Genomic DNA, 19,623 nt, shown 5'->3' on the forward strand with positions numbered 1-19,623 from the left:
ATATTACGGTACTGCTGGTATAAGTTTTTCTTGCTTGCTGTGCCTACGCAGACAGAGGCTGCAAAAAACTTATACCAGCAGTACGTGATGTATCGATATTAATTTTCACTGACTAGACTTTAGAACTTGTCTCTATAGATTTTACTCTATCCCTGTTTATTTTTTTCAATAAAAAACCCCATAAGCTGCATTTAACTTATGGGGTCACCTCTTACGATATTTTTATTTGAACATTTAAAACCTATTACTTAATATCATTGTCACGCAATACTACAATAGATTGCCAATGAATCAGTTAACGCTCTAAATGTAGATACTGCAAATGGCGCTCGTACTGATTTAAGATATCGACCAATACTTGCTCTTTAGAGTAGCCAACCAAGTCATACTCTTGCGAGCCATCACTTAAGAATACCTCAGCACGATAATAGTACTCTGCGTGCTTGGTTGAGGTATTGAGCGTGAAATTAGGACGCTCAGCTTTAATCAAATTAACTTCATAAATAAAGTCATCTTCATCACCATGTCCAACTCGTAATTTTAGACCATCTATTTGACCGCTACTCTCATCCATGCCTTCATCTATATCTTGCCCGATATGTGCAGGGTTACGGATATCCAAAGACGTTTTTAGACCGCCAGCTTTAAGTTCATTTTCAACTTCAGTCATTGCAGGTCTGACCACATTTTGCAAAAACCGTTCAACTTGCGCATGTCCAGGGAAGCTAACAATACGTTGTAAACGCGCTTTCCAGCTCTTACCGCTATCAAGCACGTTTGCGGTGCCAACCGTACTGGCTTTGCGTTTATTGCCCTCTTCTTTTAATGATTTCCACATCGACATCATATAGAGCACAAGGATAAGTGAGAAAGGCAAGCCGGCTATCACAGATACTGACTGTAATGACGCAAAGCCACCAGCGAACAGTAGACCCAAAGTAATCAAACCCGTTGCCGCTGCCCAAAACAGACGCAACCAAACTGGTGCGTCGGTATCATTGGTCATGCCTCTTGAGCTTAGGTTCGCCAATACTAAAGCGCCTGAGTCAGCTGAAGTCACAAAGAATACTAGCCCGATAACCACGCCAGCGAACGACAAAACATCACTGTAAGGAAAATACTCAAACAAGGCAAACATGCCCATCGCTGCATCATTAACAGCAATTTCACCAAGCTCGGTTGCCCCATTGGCCACTAAATCTATCGCTGAATTACCAAAGATAGAGAACCATGCAAAGATGAAACCAAGCGGGATAAACATCACACCAAACACAAACTCTCGCAAAGTACGACCACGGCTAATACGCGCGATAAACAAGCCTACAAATGGCGCCCAAGCAACCCACCATGCCCAGAAAAATATCGTCCAGCCTGATTTCCAATCGGCACCAGCAGTACCGTCATAGGCATACACATCAAAGGTTTTGTAGATAATGGTTTGGAAGTATTGACCAATACTTTGGGTAAAGGTATTCAATAGATAAACCGTATTACCCATCACTAATATCGCGATTAATAGCAATATCGAAGAGAGCATGTTGAATTCGGATAAACGGCGTACGCCTTTTTCAACACCGGTCATCGCAGAGATAGCTGCTGCAGCAACCACGCCCACAATGATGAAAGTCTGCACCATTTTACTGGATTCAATACCAAATACATGGGTTAGTCCAGCATTGGCCTGCAATACCCCAATGCCTAAGCTGGTCGCAATACCCATCAGCGTACAGACGACGCCAAAGGTATCAATGCCATCACCCAGCCAGCCTTTAATTAAGCGCTCACCAAAGATAGGCGTCAGTGGTGAACGTAAGGCTAACGGCATGTTTTTACGATAAGCAAAGTACGCCAATGCCATCCCGATTAGCGCATAAATGCCCCAGCCATGTAGACCCCAATGTAAAAAGGTCTGAGCAAGTGCTTCACGCATGGCCGCCTCACTGGCAGGCTCGAGCCCAGTATGCGGCGTTAGATAATGCATCAACGGCTCAGACGCACCAAAGAACAATAAATCAATGCCGATACCAGCAGAGAACAGCATCGCGGCCCACGCTAAAAAGGGAAACTGAGCTTTTTCATGATCTTGACCAAGCTTGATATCACCATACTTGGAGAAGCCAACAAATAATGCAAATATACTATAAGCGGCAACTACCAACATGTAATACCAGCCAAAACTCTCTGATACCCATGCCATACTTGAGCTTAATAATGCCTCACTATAATCTGGAAACGCAATCGTCCAGATGATTAATAAAATAGAAATAATAGCTGAACCTAAAAAAACCGTCTTATTTAGAGTCAGGGGTTTCGTCGCATCTTTTGATGGCGAGCTGTACATAAAAGACCTCAATAGGTAAATTAAACAGGGTCTGATATTGCTTTGTCCGTCATAACCTTATGACTGATAACCGCATGACATATAAATAACCGCATGACGCACAAAGCAGTACCAATGAATAAATTTGCTACCTTTAAACTGTTAGAAAAATAGCAAAGCAAACGATAAACAGAGGCAGCTATAAAGGCTTCATCTGCTTAACATGAGCGCTGATAAAAAAGACCTTTACTGTGAAAGGCCTTCTTACTTGAAATCGTCTTATATTATTTATTATCCAATAGCTTATACAGTCGTTTATCCAACAGAACTATAATCGCGCATCGGCTCCGCTCTGAGCGGTGCGCCATTGGCGACATAATAGTCTGCCGTTGAGCGTGGCAGCTGCACACCGCGCATTTTATCAACGATTTTTTCGGCGAGCATAATCGTAGTCGCGTTAAGATTACCACTAATTATATTTGGCATGATAGACGCATCAACGACTCGCAAGCCACTAATACCGTGCACTAGGCCTTCTCCATTGACCACCGAATCATTACCTTCGCCCATTGGACAAGTACAAGAAGGATGATAAGCCGTCTCACTGTGGTTACGTACATATTCATCCAACTGAGCATCGGTCACCAAATCATCGGTCGGCGCAATAGCACGTCCACGATAAGGATCAAGCGCTGGCTGATGCATAATCTCACGAGTGATACGCATGGCAGCGCGGAACTCTTGCCAGTCTTGATCATGAGACATATAGTTAAATAAGATACTCGGATGCGCGCTTGGGTCTTTTGAGGTTAGCTTGACACGGCCACGACTTGGCGAGCGTAATGAGCCAACGTGTGCTTGGAAACTATGAGAGTTCACCGCACTGCGGCCATCATAACGCACCGCTAACGGCAGGAAATGATACTGGATATTAGGATGGGTAAACTTCTCATCGGTACGGATAAAGCCGCCACCTTCAAATTGGTTTGATGCACCAAGTCCTGTCCCCATAAACAACCATTCAGCACCAATCGCTGGCTTATTCCACCATTTATTGGCAGGCGCAATTGAGACTGGTAGCTTACATTCGTACTGCATATACAGCTCTAAATGGTCTTGTAGATTATTACCGACACCCGGTAAATCCAAAACCTCAGTCACGCCTACATCTTTAAGCCATTGACCAGGACCAATCCCAGAGCGCTGCAACAGTTGCGGTGTGGCAATCGCGCCCGATGAAACAATCACTTCACGAGATGCGTAAAAGTTTTTAGTTTGACCTTGATGTTCTACTTTGACACCGACAGCACGCTTGCCATCGAACAAAATCACATCGGTCAATGCACCCGTTAAAATGGTGATATTGCTACGTGGTTTGGCACGGTCAAGATAACCACGCGCCGTTGATGCGCGGCGACCATTAGGTGTCACAAAGCGATCCATTGGCCCAAATCCTTCTTGCTGATAGCCATTTAAATCATCTGTGCTTGGATAGCCAGCTTGCACGCCCGCTTCAATCATCGCTTCAAACAGCGGATTGACTCCAGGCTTTGAAGTGGTCATCTCAACCGGACCACCCACGCCATGATAATCGTTTTCGCCAGCGTCGCAGTTTTCTAGCTTTTTAAAGTAAGGCAGACAGTCTGAATAAGTCCAATCTTCTAAGCCTTTGATTTTCGCCCAATCGTCAAAATCGAGCGCATTGCCACGGATATAGCACATACCGTTAATCAACGATGAGCCACCAAGCCCTTTACCTCGACCGCAGTCCATCACGCGATTATTCATATTCGGCTCGGGATCGGTTTTGTATCCCCAGTTATAAGTGGTGCCTTGCAACGGCATCGCGAGCGCCGCTGGCATCTGGGTGCGAAAGTCTAAGCGATGGTCTGGACGACCCGCCTCTAACAGCAACACCTTAATGTTGGCATCTTCGGTCAAACGGGTGGCCAGCACGTTTCCTGCTGAGCCTGCACCAACAATGATGTAGTCATACTCAGGTGTGATTGTTGTCATAAAATGCTCCATAATATTGAAAATAAATCATTTAATATCAGTAAGATTGAATCAAAAGGACAAATTAGCCCAAATGAATCAATCTTACTGATTAAGAATCTTCTCAATACAAATTATTAAAATACAGACTCAAACGCGCCCAACTCTACTTGAATAGATTTGGTCTGTGTATAGTGCTCAAGAGCTTCAATACCATTCTCACGGCCAATACCCGAATGCTTATAACCACCAACTGGCATTTGCGCAGGTGATTCACCCCAAGTATTTAACCAGCAAATACCGGCTTCAATCTGAGCAATCACTCGATGTGCGCGAGTCAAATCAGCGGTCACCACCCCTGCTGCCAAGCCGTACTCGGTATCATTGGCACGGCGAATGACTTCTTCTTCGGTCTCATAAGTCAATATCGACATCACTGGGCCAAAGATTTCCTCACGTACGATAGTCATATCATCGCTGCAATCGGTGAACACAGTCGGTGCGACAAACGCACCGTTGGCAAGTTCGCCTGAGGTGATACGTTCGCCGCCAGTTAATAGACGCGCGCCACCCTTTTTACCTTGCTCGATATAGCCAAGTACTCTTTCCATATGCGTAAAGCTGACCATTGGACCCATATTGATATTTTCATCCATTGGATCGCCCAATTTGATACGCTCAACACGCGTTAAGATAGCCTCTTCAAACTTGGCTTGTAGCGCTTTAGGGATAAACACACGCGTGCCATTGGTACAAACCTGACCGCTGCTATAGAAGTTCGCCATCATGGCGATATCAGCAGCGGTATCGATATCGGCATCTTCAAATATAATCAATGGCGACTTACCACCAAGCTCTAAGGTCACGTCTTTAAGAGACGATGATGCTGCACTCGACATGACTTTTTTACCAGTCGGAACGCCGCCAGTAAACGATACTTTGGCGATATCAGGATGCTGGGTTAATGCTTCGCCCACTTCATAATTACCTTGCACGACGTTAAAGACGCCATCTGGCAAGCCCGCTTCGGTAAATATTTCCGCCAGTTTTAAGGCGGTTAATGGCGTGACTTCTGATGGTTTAAAAATCATTGCATTACCAGCGGCTAATGCTGGTGCAGCCTTCCACATCGCGATTTGAATCGGATAATTCCACGCGCCAATTCCGGCGACCACGCCAAGTGGCTCCTGACGGGTATAGACAAAGCTGGTATCACGCAGCGGAATCTGACGACCTTCAATCATCGGTGCAAGACCTGCATAATACTCAATGACATCGGCACCAGTGACGATATCGACATATTTGGTCTCAGAGTAAGCTTTACCTGTGTCTTTGGTCTCAAGTAACGCCAGCACATCATTGCGTTCGCGCAGTATGGCTACTGCGTTTAATAGAATACGACTACGTTCAACTGGCGTCATCGCTGCCCAAACTTTTTGACCTTTTTGCGCCGCAATAACGGCTTCATTAATCTGCTCAGCAGTCGTTTGCTGAATGGTTGCCAGCACTTTACCCGTCGCTGGATTAATATCTTCAAAAGTAGTTAACGAGTCATCGACAGCCAGATAGCGACCATTAATATAGGCGGTTTGTACTTGTTCTAAATCGATAATGTCTGTTAAGTTACTTAGATTTGGGTTCGGATTTGGGTTTGGGTTTGTCTTTGAATCTGTCATGAGTTCTCCTGTCGACGATTGATACAAGCTTTGTAAAAAAGTTAATACCGAATAATTTCGTCATTGTTTAAGTTTTAAAAAATAAAATTTATATGGTTCTTTCTTAAGGTTTCTTTCTTGAGTTATTTGAGAGCGGCGTTTTAATCATTCTCAGGTTGCGTCATTTTTATCAAACGCGCGCGTAATGATTTTTTGTCCGATATATTAATTCCTGAAAAATCAGAGAGCCAAATACCATCAGCGACCAAACGCACCATACACAAGGTTTCGGTATTATCGGTTGCTTCATGCTTCTTTAATTGCTCATTTGACCAATCGGCCCACAGCTGACGTAGCTCGCTATCACCCAGCATCAATACATATAAAGTGGCTTGATTATCAAACTCTTCCTGCCCTTTTTCGCCTAAGCTAATCGTGGCATCGATATAAGCGCGGGTGAAAGAGCCATAACGCACAGGGTCTCCCGCCATAGCTTGATTCACTTCTGCCTCAAACTTGGCCATGGCGTCATGAAACACTTCAAGGATGAGCGCATTCTTAGTAGTAAAGTGATGCATCACGCCACCTTTGGTCACCCCGACCGCATCAGCAACGGCTTGAAAAGTTACCTTTGACAGCCCCTGCTCTAACGTTATTCGTGCCGCCTGATCTAGCAGCGCACGACGCACTACTTCTGGCTGTTTTTTACGTTTATAAGCGTTTTCTGTTTCCATTTTTATTTCCATGTTCATTTTTACCTACCTGTCAGTGCACCACAGAATTAGACAGTAAGTTCATTACAATGACACCGCCAACAATCATCGCAATGCCCACCACCGCTGCTGTATCAAGGCTTTGCTTAAATAACACAATGCCCACAAGCGAAGTTAAAACGATGCCCAGTCCGCCCCACAGCGCATAAGCGATACCAAGCGGTATGGTCTTGATGGTTTGCGTCAACAAGTAAAATGAGATGGCATAAAGCACGCCCATAATCAGGGTCGGCACCAAACGCGTAAATTGCTCTGACTTTACTAAAAACGTCGTGCCAATCACTTCACAAATGATAGCAATGGCTAGGTAACCGTAAGCGATAGTAGTAGGACTCATATTTAGGATACCTATTCAAAACAAACATGGTTTTTCAAATCAAGCATAACTTCTTGATTAAGCATAAGTTAATAAGAATAAAATTTTAAAGCACGTAGCAAAGAAACCATACGGTCGGTATTGTATAGAAATATTCTAGCAATGTGAAGGGCTGGTTTGTATCCTTACCATTCATAGATAGTCAAATGCATCAACTTAACATCTCGTCTCTAATAAGAGCCAGATTAGTATATAGTTGGATATAGGATTGAATATATAATTAAATATAAAGTACGTTGCGCAAAAATGATGGATGAGAATCTTTCGATTTGTTTAGGATTAATAACTAATGATCAACAACCAATGATTAAGGTATCTAACTATGAAACGTGCCAATCAACTACAGCCCTTATCGCGTCAACATCACCTCGGTCTCCATATTGGACGCCACGCCAAAGAATGCGTAGATAATCCTGAGCAGATCGCTGAACATTGGCAAGCGCTGTCCTCTTATATGAGCGATATGCGTCATCATTTCCAGATTGAAGACAATCTAATCATCGCAGCTTTATTGCCTCATCAATCTACTCAGCCTGAGGTCGCATCCATACTCGATACATTGACTACGCAGCATAAGCTGTTGCATGAATCAACAGCAGACATAGAAGCATCTCAAGAGAATAAAAGTGATGCCGTCACTGTGCAGCAAGTTAGACAACTTGCTAACCTGCTATATGACCATGTGCGTTTTGAAGAACGTGAGCTCTTCCCTATCGTTGAAAAATATCTAACAGAGGATGAGTTGGATGTGATTTATGAGGCGAGTCCAGACAGTATTAAGCGCTCAAATGAAAGTCGCTAAATCGAATAGTGATTAGGTTGTAAAAGCAATTCATCAACGCTGATTCAACCTATTCACACTGGCAATCAACGCCACCATAATCATGCCCATAATGATAAGAATACCTGACATCAGGTGTGCCGCTTCGTAATTGAGCGCTTCGACTTGCTCATAGATTGCGATGGACACCACTTTGGTCTCGCCGGAGATACTGCCGCCTATCATCAGCACTACCCCAAATTCCCCAATAGTATGGGCAAAGCTGATGAGGCTGCCGAGGATAATACCCACCTTTGCTTGTGGGAGCGCGACTCTGATAAAGCGTCTTAGACGACTGGGCTCTAATAAGTGCGCCATCTCTATCACGCTTTTCGGTATGCATAAAAATTGGGCATAGACAGGTTGGATATAGAAAGGTAAGGAATAAATGATAGAACCGATGACCAGACCTTCAAAGGTAAAGATTAATGGGCTGATGTTGTGTTCACTGAGCCACTTGCCAATACCCATGCTAGGGCTTAGCAGTAGCAATAAATAAAAACCAATGACGGTAGGAGGCAGTACGAGTGGCATGGCGATAATGCCCATAAGTATAACTTTAAGACGTGCAATGACTTGCCCACGACTCGGCTTAGCGAGCCAATAAGCCACAGGTGTGGCAAAGAGTAATAGACATAAGGTGGTGACAGCAGCAAGTTTGATGCTGACTAAGAACGGACTGAGCATGTCTGACATTAGGGATGGGGCTATCATGATGTCATTGCTCGTTGCCGTTAGTTAGTTAGATCATGTTCATCAGTTTATCATTGGGCAATTTTGCCTACCCATTATTACTCAGCCACTTAGAAGAATCATCCTCATAATATTCCTGCTTCCACACTGGGATGTCCGCTTTGATGGTGTCGAGTATCCATCGGCAAGCGTCAAAAGCTGGATAACGATGCGCAGAAACAACCCCCACCCATACCGCCACATCGCCTATCTCTAATGCGCCAATACGGTGAATAGCAATAGCATGGGTAATCTCAAAACGCTGTTTGGCCTCTTCGATAATAGCTCGGCCTTGATTGAGCGCTAAGTCTTCATAACCATAATAAGTTAAGCGCTCAACACTGGTGGCATTATTATGATTGCGGACGCGACCTTCAAAGCAGACAAAAGCACCGCAACTATCATTATCAAGGGTATTTTTAAGTCTGTCTTCATCGATAGCAATATCTAATAAGGCAAAGCCATCGCGTTCAGCTAATTGGTATACCTCATCAACGCTACGTTTGATGGTCATTGAGTGGCTATGGACGTTGTCTGTCATGTGGTATCTCTATAAGTTATAGTCAGCTGAAAATAAAACTGTTATTTAAATTCAAAAGCGCTACTGGAATGGATTTTGCGCCGCCTCTGTCGGCGTAGGCACAGCACGCAAGTAAAATTTATACCAGTAGCGCTACATTTCTTTGAAAGTGTATCAGCTATATTCTATAAAGTTCTTACTCAACCACCAGCGACTGGGGTGATAAACACCACACTGTCGCCATCATTAATCTGGTCTGTCCAGTTAGCAAAGTAATCATTCACAGCAACGCGCAGCTCTGACTGCGGACGACTAAAACGATGCTTTTGCGTCAACTGCTCATAAAGCTGGCTCAATGAGGTCGATTGCTGCACGCTGACGGTTTCTTGTTGACAGTTGGCTTCGTCGGCTAGACTGGCAAAGTATAAGACGTTGATATTCATGGTGGCATTCAAGTTGGTTTCTACTTCGGTTTCTAATTCAACAGTGTTCATAACATTCTCCATTCTTTACAAACTATTCAGCTTCATTTCATTGCTAATCATTAAAACGAAATCTTATTATCTTAAGCATGACTATAATCTGACTTGCCGCCCGTTTTTTTCACTAAACGCACGTTATCAATAACGATATCATGTGATATGGCTTTGGTCATATCATAGATGGTCAGGCAAGCAATACTCACAGCGGTTAAGGCTTCCATCTCGACCCCTGTTTTATGAGTGACTTTGACAGTGCCGCTGACGATAATACTATTCAGTGCATCATCATATTTAAAGGTTAAACCAATCTTATCTAATGGTAGTGGATGGCACAGTGGAATAAGATCGTGGGTGCGCTTGGCGGCCATGATGCCGGCGATATGCGCGGTTTGAGTAATGCTACCCTTTTTAGTCATGCCATCGGCAGCTTTGATTTGTTGATAAATCTCGCTGGGAAAACGCACTTGTCCAACCGCGTTGGCTTCTCGTGTTGTGGCGGTCTTGCCACTGACATCCACCATGGTAATGTCGCCGTCACGGTCTAAATGCGATAAGGCAGATTGGCTCACAGCAGCTTGGTTATCTTTTTGGGCAGTAGCACGCATTACATACTCTCTTTATCAAACGATCTCTTTGTTTTATTAGTTAACTATTAGACCGTCTTAGATGTTTAAATTATCGCTTTGGCGGCAATCAATCATTAACCAAAACCTGTTTTATAATTTAGTCATAACTTAATCATGGCTCAATCATGACTAGGATTGGTACGCATAAAGTGCGGCACAAAGTTACACGGACGGGTACGGCTATCAAACTGCTCTTTTAAGATACTCTCCCAGCCTGTACGGCATGCGCCTGATGAGCCCGGCAAGCAGAAAATACCCGTACCGTTCGCCATCCCCGCAATCGCGCGCGACTGTACGGTTGACATACCAATCTCATCTTTTGAGATTAAGCGGAACATCTCACCAAAGCCATCAATCGATTTATCAAACAAGACATTCACTGCCTCTGGCATGCTGTCTCTGATATAAAAACCTGTGCCACCAGTAGTAATCACGGCATGGACTTTTGGATCAGCAATCCAGCCGCTGATAACGGCTCTTATCTGATAGATATCGTCGGTAATTAGCTTGCGATCAGCCAAAGTGTGACCTGCTTCGGTTAAGCTATCTAATAGATACTGCCCTGAAGTATCTTCTGCCAGCGTGCGACTGTCAGAAACGGTTAAAATAGCAATGTTAAGGGGGATAAACTCGGCAGCGGGCTTGCTCATAAAGGTTTCCTCGGGAAACTTGGTTTTAATGATTAAAATGAAAGTGGATGGCTGACCAACCTAACCACCGATAATCGATAGATTATGCATAATACCGCTATTGGACTCATGCAAATGATGATGTTCAGGTTTGATTGGCATAAAACTATGTAAGGTATCAACGAGTCCTTGCACATCGTTTGTTTGCAAATGCTGACGGATATCGTAGTTGCCTTGGTCAAATAAACACAGATGTACACGGCCTTGACTACTTACCCGCAGGCGGTTACAAGTATCACAGAAGTGCGCGGCATAAGGGGCAATCATGCCGATTCGGCCGAGATAATCTGGATGACTATACTCTACTGCTGGACCGTCGCTACTGCCCCGTTCATGGGGTTGCCAGCCATGCTCTATGAGATAGTCGATGATGGTATCGGAATGGGCATGCTGGGCAAAGAACAAGTCACTGTTATCACTGGTTTGCATAAATTCAATAAAACGATAAGTGACGGGTCTGTCTTTGACATAGTCGATGGCGGTGACTAGGTTTTCGAAAGCGGTCTCTGCCATTAAAACACTGTTTATCTTAAGTTTGATATCCGTGGTTTCTAATAAGGTATCCATGTCAGCAAGTAGTTGCGGCAAGGTATTAAAGCCCGTCATCTTATGAAAGGTATCTGCATCAAAGCTGTCCATGCTGATATTGAGTTGATTTAGTCCAGCGGCTTGCCAACTAGCTAGGTGCTTACCAAGTTTATAACCGTTACTGGTCATGGCAACGGTTTCTATGCCTTCAGTTTGTTTAATGGTTTGAATAATCTCAACGACGTCGCGGCGAATGGAAGGCTCTCCGCCCGTGATTCTGACCTTTTTGGTGCCAACTTGGGCAAAGCCGCGAATAAGCGTGGCAATTTCAGGGATGCTGAGCTCGTCATCAGGGCGCTTGCCTTGGTAGCCATTGGGTAGACAGTATTCACAGCGAAAGTTGCAAAAGTCGGTAATCGATAGACGCAGATATGTCAGACGACGAGAAAAGCCGTCGGTTAGGGGCTGCGTCACTATATCAGGATTTGCAAAAGAAGTTGATGGAACAGCAGGTGAAATAGGTGCGTACCCATCAGGAGCATGGGGCGTATAAAGAGATACACTCTCTATAGTTGGGGCGAGATAGTTCATAGGTAATTACCGTAATATTGAATATGTTGTGTGCTCTAAGCGTTGCCTCAGGTTGTGAATAGGAAAAGTTCTGTTTAAAGCTTATTATGACAAATAAAGCGCAAATACAAAATAACCCTAAGTAACCTAAAGTCTACCACTAAAGTAGTAGACGCTAAGTTGCTTAAGGTCGTTTAATGATAAGTTTTTTAATAACAGGGTTTTAATAACGGGTTTTTAATGAGGAGCTTTTTAATAACGGATTTTAATAACGGGTCTCTTGCTAATAATCCGAGAAAACTTCTAACTATGCAGCCAAGGAAAAGGTTGTACCGTCACAGTATTACCCGCTGCTACATTGCCGCTGTCTTTTTCTAACACGATAAAGCAATTGGCACGACTAAGTTGTTTGATTCTATGCGATTGCTGATTTGAGAAACATTCAACTTGGTAACTGCCTGCCTCACCTTGCGTTAACACCCCGCGCTGAAAGTCAGCACGTCCGACTGATTTTGTAATGTCATTCATTAGCGTGGCTTTGACATTCAGTTGCATGGGTTGCTCAGGCAAGCTAGCGCCTGACATTTGCCACAATGCTGGAATCACAAATTGCAACGCTCCTACTACCGTGGATAACGGATTGCCGGGTAAGCCAAAGTATAAAACAGGCTTATCAACGTTTTTTGTTAGTTCGCCAAACACGAAAGGTTTGCCAGGCTTCATCGCCACTTTGTAATGATTAATTTGGCCTAGCTGCTCGACGACTGTCGTCAAAAAATCATAATCTCCCACCGACACGCCAGCAGTTGAGATTATCACATCACACTTTTTCATGGCTTTATGAATGACTTTGGTAGTCTGAGCCATATCATCAGGGACAATGCCGTAGTCATTAATGACGATAGGTAAAGAGTCTAATAGGCTTTTAAGAGTCGGCGTATTGGAGTTGTATATTTGCGCTAAAGTTTTTAGCTTATCACCAAGTGCGACAAGCTCGTCACCAGTCGCCAGCAGTCCGACAGTGAGTGGTTTAAACACTTTTACTGTGCTGATGCCTAAATTGGCAAGTAAGCTGATATCGGCAGGATTAATGCGTTTGCCTTGCTGTAAGACCAGCTCATTCTGCTGTATCTCCTCCCCTTGCTTACGAATATGGGCATCTACGTCTGCCGCTTTTGATAAAATAATATCGTAAGGCTGGGTTTTATCAATGTTATCTTTGATATAAGCAAAATTGGTGTTCTCTTGCATGATGACTGTATCGCAACTATCCGGTACGACTGCGCCGGTAAAGATACGAATGCCTTGGCCCTTTTTGAGCTTACCTGTGTAAGGAGCGCCTGCTTGCGACTCGCCAATGATCTCAATGATCATGCCTTTGGGAAGATCACTATTATGAGCAATAGCGTAGCCATCCATCGCCGATAGATTGTGTCTTGGCACAGCAAATGATGAAATAATATATTCAGCCAATATCTGATTACGGCTGTCTAACAGAGCGCAGCTACTCACTGACCTTTTAGATAGCGGCCAGTCGTTTTGATTGTAGTTATTGACCCGCTGCTTTATCGCTGACTGTAACTCTTCGATAGTAATCATAAGCGTACACTCTTTTTATTAACCGTAAGCATTCGCATCTCAAAAGAGACACGTCAAAAGTAGTTAATTAACCCCGAAAGACGTTTTCTTGCTCAAGCGTCATCTCAATCCCTTCTATGTCTGCTTCATCTGCTAAGGTAAACAGATAGTCGCACAGTGACTGATGAAAGGCTCGCTGGCTCAACTTATTGTGTATAGCAGGGCTTACTTGCTCATAAGTCATTTGTATGCCTAGTTGCTTATCCATTACGTCGACGATATGAAAACCATATCTGCTTTCGATAGGACTAGGTGCCAGTCCTGCATCTAATTTGAATAACGTGCTTTCAAATTCTGGTACAGTTTGGCCTTTACTGATGATACCTAACTCACCGTCCTGCTCTTTTGAAGGGCAAGCAGAATATTGCCGAGCTAATTGAATAAATTCAGCATTAGGATTGATATCATTGTTAATTTGTTCAATAAATTCGTAAGCGCTCTTTTTGAGTTTTAGTCTCTCATCACCATCTTCTGGCAAACACGCCAATAAGATATGACGAACGGACATAATCGGGTCGGTCATAAAATCGTGCATATTTTGCTGATAGTAACGCTCGCATGTTGCCATATCAGGTATCGTCGCTTGGACGTTTTTGTCTATTAATGCAGAGATTGCTTGTTCTTCATCTTTTGTCCATGCCGGCTCACCTAGGCTAGGTTCATTCAACACGGCAAGCTTTAATAATTCACGCACTACCAAAGCTTGGGTCGCTAAGAATACAGCGTCTTCTTTGTCTTCTGCTGGATGATACTGTAGCTCTTGCGCGATAGCGGTTCTATCGATCATCACACCGTTGACCAGCACCGACGGTAGCTCGTCGCGGCTAGAGGCAATTAGATTTTTATGATTGCTACGTTCTTCTGCCATCGCTTTTTCGATAAATTCTTGGTCAGAATGCGGTTTTTGAAGATCAGATAATGTTGGCATCATACGAACGATATCATCGCCATTACTCATAGGAATACTATTGGCGACATTTGAAGTATTAGCAGCATGATTGTCACTGTTAACTTTACTAGTAGCATTGCTATCATTAACATAGTCGGCTGGGTTATAGGTACTGACATTCATGGCTGGTACTCCACTAATAATTCATATAATAGAAAATAATATTGAAAACAACATAGGAAATTTAAAAATATTATTCAGACTTTGATTTAAGATAAGTGTATCTCACTCTCAACTCAGTATGGACTATCGTAGGCTGTGGCTTTAGCCCAGCGTTTTTAAATAGTTGAGAGTGGGGTACAAATGTATAAAATAAAGCAGCACTTAAAATCTTAATTATCATGCAACCTAGCTTTTTCTAATAAGCTAACTGTTTAATAATTTACTTAATAAGCCCTCTAAGTGCCGCTCTATTTTTATGATTAAGACAGCTCTAAGCTCATTTTAGGACCGAACGGCTCGTAATGAACATTATCTACCCCATGATCGAGCTTCATCAGCCCATCAATCATACTTTCCATAAATGGCATTGAACCGCACACATAAATATCAGCTGGCTCTGGCAACGTAGCAAGCCACGCTTCATCAAGTATTTGTCCAGAGTCAAAATAGAAAATATGTTTTTCAACGTTTGCCGCTGATTCTAAAAGTTTATTGACCTCAGTATCAAAGGCATGATGCTCTTCATTTTGACAAGCATATACCCAAATGATAGGTCTCTCTGGGTTCGCCGTCACTTGCGCCTCTAACATCGACAAGATAGGTGTGACTCCAACGCCAGCACTCATCAGTACTAATGGGATATCGTTTTGCTGCACTAGATCTTGGTTGAGCTCAAAGTCGCCAGCAGGTGCAGATAATAAAATAGTATCGCCAACCTCTACTTCATCATGTAAATGGTTGGAGACCAAACCATAATGGCCGTCACGATTGTCCCGTCTTACTGCAAACTGAATACCTTTATCGGTATTAGTTGAATATAAAGAATAATGACGCAGGGCTACATGATCACTATCTTCAGGATCGGTTTTTACCGTGATATATTGACCAGCTGTTAGGTTGAGCTTACTTAGATCAATGTTTTGGCTGGTTTCTGAACTTTCATTAACTGGAACGACAGTAAAAGCAGCAATATCTTTAGCAGCAGCTGACTTTGCAACCACTTTGAAAGGTACGAAACCTTCCCACATTGCCTGCTCATACATATCTTCTTCTAGCTGAATAAAGACGCCAGCAATCTCATCATAAGCTTCAGCCCAAGCGTCGATGATGTCATCATTAGCCGCCTCTCCTAGCACTTCTTTTATCGCGCCAAGTAGATGCTTACCCACGATAGGATAATGCTCTGGCAGGATTTGTAAGGCACGGTGTTTATGACTGATTTGTGTCACCTGCGGCAGCAAGATTGCTAAGTTTTCAAGATGCTTGGCAGCGGCTAAAACTGTAGTCGCCAATGCAGTCTGTTGCCGACCTAGCTTTTGATTGGTCTCGTTAAAGATGTCTAACAGTTCAGGATGCTCTTTGAACATGTTCTGATAGAACACAGTGGTAATCGCGGTGCCATGCTCTTCGAGTACAGGTACGGTTGCTTTTACGATTTCTATAGTCTTTGGTGAAGCCATTATGTTTTCCTTAGTGAGTATTGATTGAGTGTTATTTGGTATATATTATAAGATTCATTTTAAATGAATCTTATAATAACTTATCATAACATCAATGCTGTATCACTGTTGTGACTTTTTCTCTTACGACTGTTTCAGCTATCACTGCGACTCTTACCACTATTACTATTGTGAGTTTTTCTGCCTAACAATCTGATAACGGCGACCGAAATACCAGACGGGTGCGCTAATAATATGGATCAATCGAGTGAACGGGAAAATCATAATCAGGGTAATACCCAGCGCCATGTGCAGCTGGTAAATCAGATCGGCTTGCTCAATACGTGCGGCGGCTTGGATAGGTCTTAAGACGGTAATGTCTTGTGCCCAACCAGCAAAGTTCATCATCGTATAACCATCTAAGTGTTGCACAGAAGTAAAAATGGTTATCAAGCCTAAATTAAGCTGAACGAATAAGAGTACGAGTACCAGCTTGTCTGAGAATGATGAAGTGTTGGAAATACGATCATCAGTGAAGCGTCGCCACATGAGCATCGCCAGACCAATCCAGCAAAATACACCGGCTATACCGCCCACTACCACGGCTGCAATCTGTTTATTACCGGCACTGATAAAGGTTTCATAAATAAAATGCGGGGTTAACAATCCGAATAGATGACCAAGTAGCACGACAATGATACCGACATGAAAAAAGTTGCTTGCTAAGCGCATATTTTTGGTTCTGAGCATCTGAGTAGAGCCGGTCTTCCATGAATACTGCGATAAATCAAAACGCACCCAAGTACCAACGATAGCGACGGCCAAAGCAATATAAGGATAAACACCAAAAAGGAATATCTGTAGCAAATTTAGGCCGGCTAGAGCCTCTAAATTAGGACCTGCAATATCCATGTCTTATCTCCTTACGATTAATTGACCGATGATTTTTGGTTCTGGCTTTGTTGGAAGTCCACCCAGTGCACAGGAGCATCAACCACTTTGGCGGCCGCAGATTTTCTAACCCCTGCTTTTGCAGCAAGGCTCTGGGTACTTGTCTGCGAGGGACAGCGCTCTTCTTGCTGTGCATCCAAAAAGGTGACGACTTCTTCTTCCCATTCTTTATCTAGCGCTTCAAAACTGTCGTCGCGCTGCTCTTTACTGATTTTTTCTTGATACTCATCAACCATATCGAGTGGCTTGCCAGCAATCTGTAATAGCGCATTGAAGCAGCCTTTATACAAGCTTCCGCGGTCTTCGAGTCTGGCAGCAAGCAAAGCAATAATGTGACTGACATCAGCGATATCCATACGAATCTGAATATCATCTTCAATAACCGCTGCTTGGTAAGCCAAAAATTCCAAATATAAAGGCAAGAAATCTGGCAACTCTTTAACGCTAATCTCAAAGCCCGCTTCTTGGTATTGATTCATCAAATCGACCATCGCTTGCCCGCGATCACGGGACTCCCCATGCACATGCTCAAACAGCCAAAGCGATAAAGAACGACCACGCTCAAAGAGACCGTCATAACGCGCTTGCGCCTCAAGAGATCCCGTCTCAATTAAGTCTTCAATCAAATTAATAATCTGGATACGCACATCCGGACTAATGAGTGTGGATTTCGCCACTATCTCTGCACAATCTGCGAGCGTATCGCCTAAGAACAGCTCATTACTGGGATAATCTATAAGTAGGCTCAATACTTTTAATAGCTTGAGATCTGAATTGCCAATACTAGGCGGCACAATTGGCTCATTCACTGAATTGGCATTATAAACTTGAGAAGTTTGCATCTTACGACTCCCACTTTTGTACAGTGTCGATGAAATCACGGCGATTGGCTTTACGTTGACCAAACATACTGTTGTCAGAATGTCCTGAGCAGCCTTCACCGAAGGTGAAACCGCAGCCATTACGCTCAGCAAAAGCATCACTTAATGCTTCTTCACGATGGGCAGTTGGAATGACAAAACGATCTTCATAGTTAGCAATAGCAAGATAGCGGTACATCTCTTCAACTTGCAGTTTAGTGAGACCCACGTCATCCAAGATACTTTGTACTTCTTGCTTTTCAACCAGCTGCATACGCTTGTAGCTACGCATGGCCAGCAGACGTTTTAACGCTAAACGTACTGGCTCTTCATCGCCTGCTGTCAGCAGGTTAGCAAGATAACGTAGCGGAATACGCAAACTATCGACATCTGGAATCAGTCCATCCATACCGACTTTGCCAGCTTCGGCAGCATTCTGAATTGGTGACAATGGCGGCACATACCACACCATCGGCAAGGTACGATATTCAGGATGTAGCGGTAAGGCGAGCTTCCAATCTACCGCCAGCTTATACACAGGTGAGCGCTGCGCAGAATCAATCACCGACTGCGGCACGCCATCTTTTAATGCCTGGGCAATCACGACAGGATCATTGGGATCTAAAAACAAATCTAACTGCGCTTGATAGATATCCTGCTCATTAGGAGTGCTAGCCGCTTCGGCAATCTTGTCAGCATCGTATAAAAGCACGCCTAGATAACGGATACGACCGACACAAGTCTCCGAGCATACGGTCGGCATACCTGCTTCGATACGCGGATAACAAAAGATGCATTTTTCAGATTTGCCGGACTTCCAGTTGTAGTAAATCTTTTTATAAGGACAGCCTGAGATACACATCCGCCAGCCGCGACATTTTTCTTGGTCAATCAGCACGATGCCATCTTCTTCACGCTTATAAATCGCGCCACTAGGACAGGCAGCCACACAAGTCGGATTCAAGCAATGCTCACAAAGACGCGGTAGATACATCATGAAAGTATTTTCATATTCGCCATAAATATCCGCTTGGATATTATCAAAGTTCTTATCCTTACGACGTTTTTCAAACTCCGTACCTAGGATTTCTTCCCAGTTGGGACCCCATTCTATCTTTTGCATGCGCTTGCCTGTGATGGCTGAACGCGGGCGGGCGATAGGCTGGTGGTTACTGATAGGTGCGGTATGCAGATGCTGATAATCAAAATCGAATGGCTCGTAATAATCATCAATCTCTGGCAAGTCAGGGTTAGCAAATATATTGGCGAGTACTCTGAATTTACCGCCGATGCGTGGGTTTATGCTGCCGTTGGCATTACGTATCCAACCGCCTTTCCATTTGGTTTGATTCTCCCACTCTTTGGGGTAACCGATGCCGGGCTTAGTTTCAACGTTATTGAACCACGCATATTCCATCCCTTCACGGCTGGTCCAGACGTTTTTGCAGGTGACTGAGCAAGTGTGACAACCGATACATTTATCAAGGTTAAGCACCATGCCTACTTGTGAACGAATTTTCATGGGGTGTGCTCCAAGT

The 19,623-nt window shown here is 43.7% G+C and carries 18 protein-coding genes; 1 reads left to right on the plus strand and 17 read right to left on the minus strand.

From position 1 onward, the window contains the following. Nucleotides 1-295 precede the first annotated feature (295 nt). The 5 genes from betT to AK825_RS10675 all read right to left on the minus strand — a co-directional run bounded on the left by betT (nucleotide 296) and on the right by AK825_RS10675 (nucleotide 7,080). On the minus strand, nucleotides 296-2,341 hold the full coding sequence (gene betT / locus AK825_RS10655; RefSeq protein ID WP_068037185.1) for a choline BCCT transporter BetT: 2,046 nt from the start codon (nucleotides 2,339-2,341) through the stop codon (nucleotides 296-298). Between the two features lie 294 nt (nucleotides 2,342-2,635). After that, nucleotides 2,636-4,336 (minus strand): choline dehydrogenase, encoded by a 1,701-nt coding sequence (gene betA, locus AK825_RS10660; RefSeq protein WP_068037187.1) that lies wholly within the window; start codon nucleotides 4,334-4,336, stop codon nucleotides 2,636-2,638. Nucleotides 4,337-4,452: 116 nt separating this feature from the next. After that, a complete protein-coding gene (gene betB / locus AK825_RS10665; RefSeq protein ID WP_068039355.1) occupies nucleotides 4,453-5,925 on the minus strand; it encodes a betaine-aldehyde dehydrogenase in 1,473 nt (490 codons plus the stop codon). 206 nt (nucleotides 5,926-6,131) lie between these two features. After that, entirely contained in the window at nucleotides 6,132-6,704 is a 573-nt protein-coding gene (locus tag AK825_RS10670; RefSeq protein ID WP_068037190.1) for a TetR/AcrR family transcriptional regulator, read from the minus strand. Nucleotides 6,705-6,735: 31 nt separating this feature from the next. Next, on the minus strand, nucleotides 6,736-7,080 hold the full coding sequence (locus AK825_RS10675) for a multidrug efflux SMR transporter (RefSeq protein WP_068037193.1): 345 nt from the start codon (nucleotides 7,078-7,080) through the stop codon (nucleotides 6,736-6,738). 361 nt (nucleotides 7,081-7,441) lie between these two features. Between AK825_RS10675 and AK825_RS10680 the strand changes: the two genes are divergently transcribed. Then, the gene (locus AK825_RS10680; protein ID WP_068037204.1) at nucleotides 7,442-7,921 is read left to right on the plus strand and encodes a hemerythrin domain-containing protein; all 480 of its coding nucleotides are present in this window, start codon (nucleotides 7,442-7,444) and stop codon (nucleotides 7,919-7,921) included. 33 nt (nucleotides 7,922-7,954) lie between these two features. Here AK825_RS10680 and modB read toward each other — a convergent pair whose 3' ends face one another. From modB to narH, 12 genes are all read right to left on the minus strand, one after another. After that, a complete protein-coding gene (gene modB / locus AK825_RS10685) occupies nucleotides 7,955-8,653 on the minus strand; it encodes a molybdate ABC transporter permease subunit (RefSeq protein ID WP_068037207.1) in 699 nt (232 codons plus the stop codon). Nucleotides 8,654-8,720: 67 nt separating this feature from the next. Then, on the minus strand, nucleotides 8,721-9,212 hold the full coding sequence (locus AK825_RS10690; RefSeq protein ID WP_068037210.1) for a molybdenum cofactor biosynthesis protein MoaE: 492 nt from the start codon (nucleotides 9,210-9,212) through the stop codon (nucleotides 8,721-8,723). A 179-nt stretch (nucleotides 9,213-9,391) separates the two neighbouring features. Further along, nucleotides 9,392-9,685 (minus strand): MoaD/ThiS family protein, encoded by a 294-nt coding sequence (locus tag AK825_RS10695; protein WP_068037212.1) that lies wholly within the window; start codon nucleotides 9,683-9,685, stop codon nucleotides 9,392-9,394. Nucleotides 9,686-9,756: 71 nt separating this feature from the next. Next, nucleotides 9,757-10,278 (minus strand): cyclic pyranopterin monophosphate synthase MoaC, encoded by a 522-nt coding sequence (gene moaC / locus AK825_RS10700; RefSeq protein WP_068037215.1) that lies wholly within the window; start codon nucleotides 10,276-10,278, stop codon nucleotides 9,757-9,759. A gap of 140 nt (nucleotides 10,279-10,418) precedes the next feature. Beyond that, nucleotides 10,419-10,949 (minus strand): molybdenum cofactor biosynthesis protein B, encoded by a 531-nt coding sequence (moaB, locus tag AK825_RS10705; RefSeq protein WP_068037218.1) that lies wholly within the window; start codon nucleotides 10,947-10,949, stop codon nucleotides 10,419-10,421. A gap of 60 nt (nucleotides 10,950-11,009) precedes the next feature. Continuing rightward, a complete protein-coding gene (gene moaA, locus AK825_RS10710) occupies nucleotides 11,010-12,107 on the minus strand; it encodes a GTP 3',8-cyclase MoaA (protein WP_068037222.1) in 1,098 nt (365 codons plus the stop codon). A 282-nt stretch (nucleotides 12,108-12,389) separates the two neighbouring features. After that, a complete protein-coding gene (gene glp, locus AK825_RS10715; protein ID WP_068037225.1) occupies nucleotides 12,390-13,685 on the minus strand; it encodes a gephyrin-like molybdotransferase Glp in 1,296 nt (431 codons plus the stop codon). A 67-nt stretch (nucleotides 13,686-13,752) separates the two neighbouring features. Next, nucleotides 13,753-14,796 (minus strand): peptidylprolyl isomerase, encoded by a 1,044-nt coding sequence (locus AK825_RS10720; RefSeq protein ID WP_082787235.1) that lies wholly within the window; start codon nucleotides 14,794-14,796, stop codon nucleotides 13,753-13,755. Nucleotides 14,797-15,095: 299 nt separating this feature from the next. Then, on the minus strand, nucleotides 15,096-16,295 hold the full coding sequence (locus AK825_RS10725) for a globin domain-containing protein (RefSeq protein ID WP_068037228.1): 1,200 nt from the start codon (nucleotides 16,293-16,295) through the stop codon (nucleotides 15,096-15,098). Between the two features lie 165 nt (nucleotides 16,296-16,460). Further along, a complete protein-coding gene (gene narI / locus AK825_RS10730; RefSeq protein WP_068037232.1) occupies nucleotides 16,461-17,186 on the minus strand; it encodes a respiratory nitrate reductase subunit gamma in 726 nt (241 codons plus the stop codon). A gap of 17 nt (nucleotides 17,187-17,203) precedes the next feature. Further along, nucleotides 17,204-18,067, minus strand: a complete 864-nt coding sequence (gene narJ, locus AK825_RS10735) for a nitrate reductase molybdenum cofactor assembly chaperone (RefSeq protein WP_082785703.1) — start codon at nucleotides 18,065-18,067, stop codon at nucleotides 17,204-17,206. A 1-nt stretch (nucleotide 18,068) separates the two neighbouring features. Next, on the minus strand, nucleotides 18,069-19,607 hold the full coding sequence (gene narH / locus AK825_RS10740; protein ID WP_068037235.1) for a nitrate reductase subunit beta: 1,539 nt from the start codon (nucleotides 19,605-19,607) through the stop codon (nucleotides 18,069-18,071). Nucleotides 19,608-19,623 lie beyond the last annotated feature (16 nt).

The sequence above is a fragment of the Psychrobacter sp. P11G5 genome, from assembly GCF_001593305.1.
Taxonomy (GTDB): domain Bacteria; phylum Pseudomonadota; class Gammaproteobacteria; order Pseudomonadales; family Moraxellaceae; genus Psychrobacter.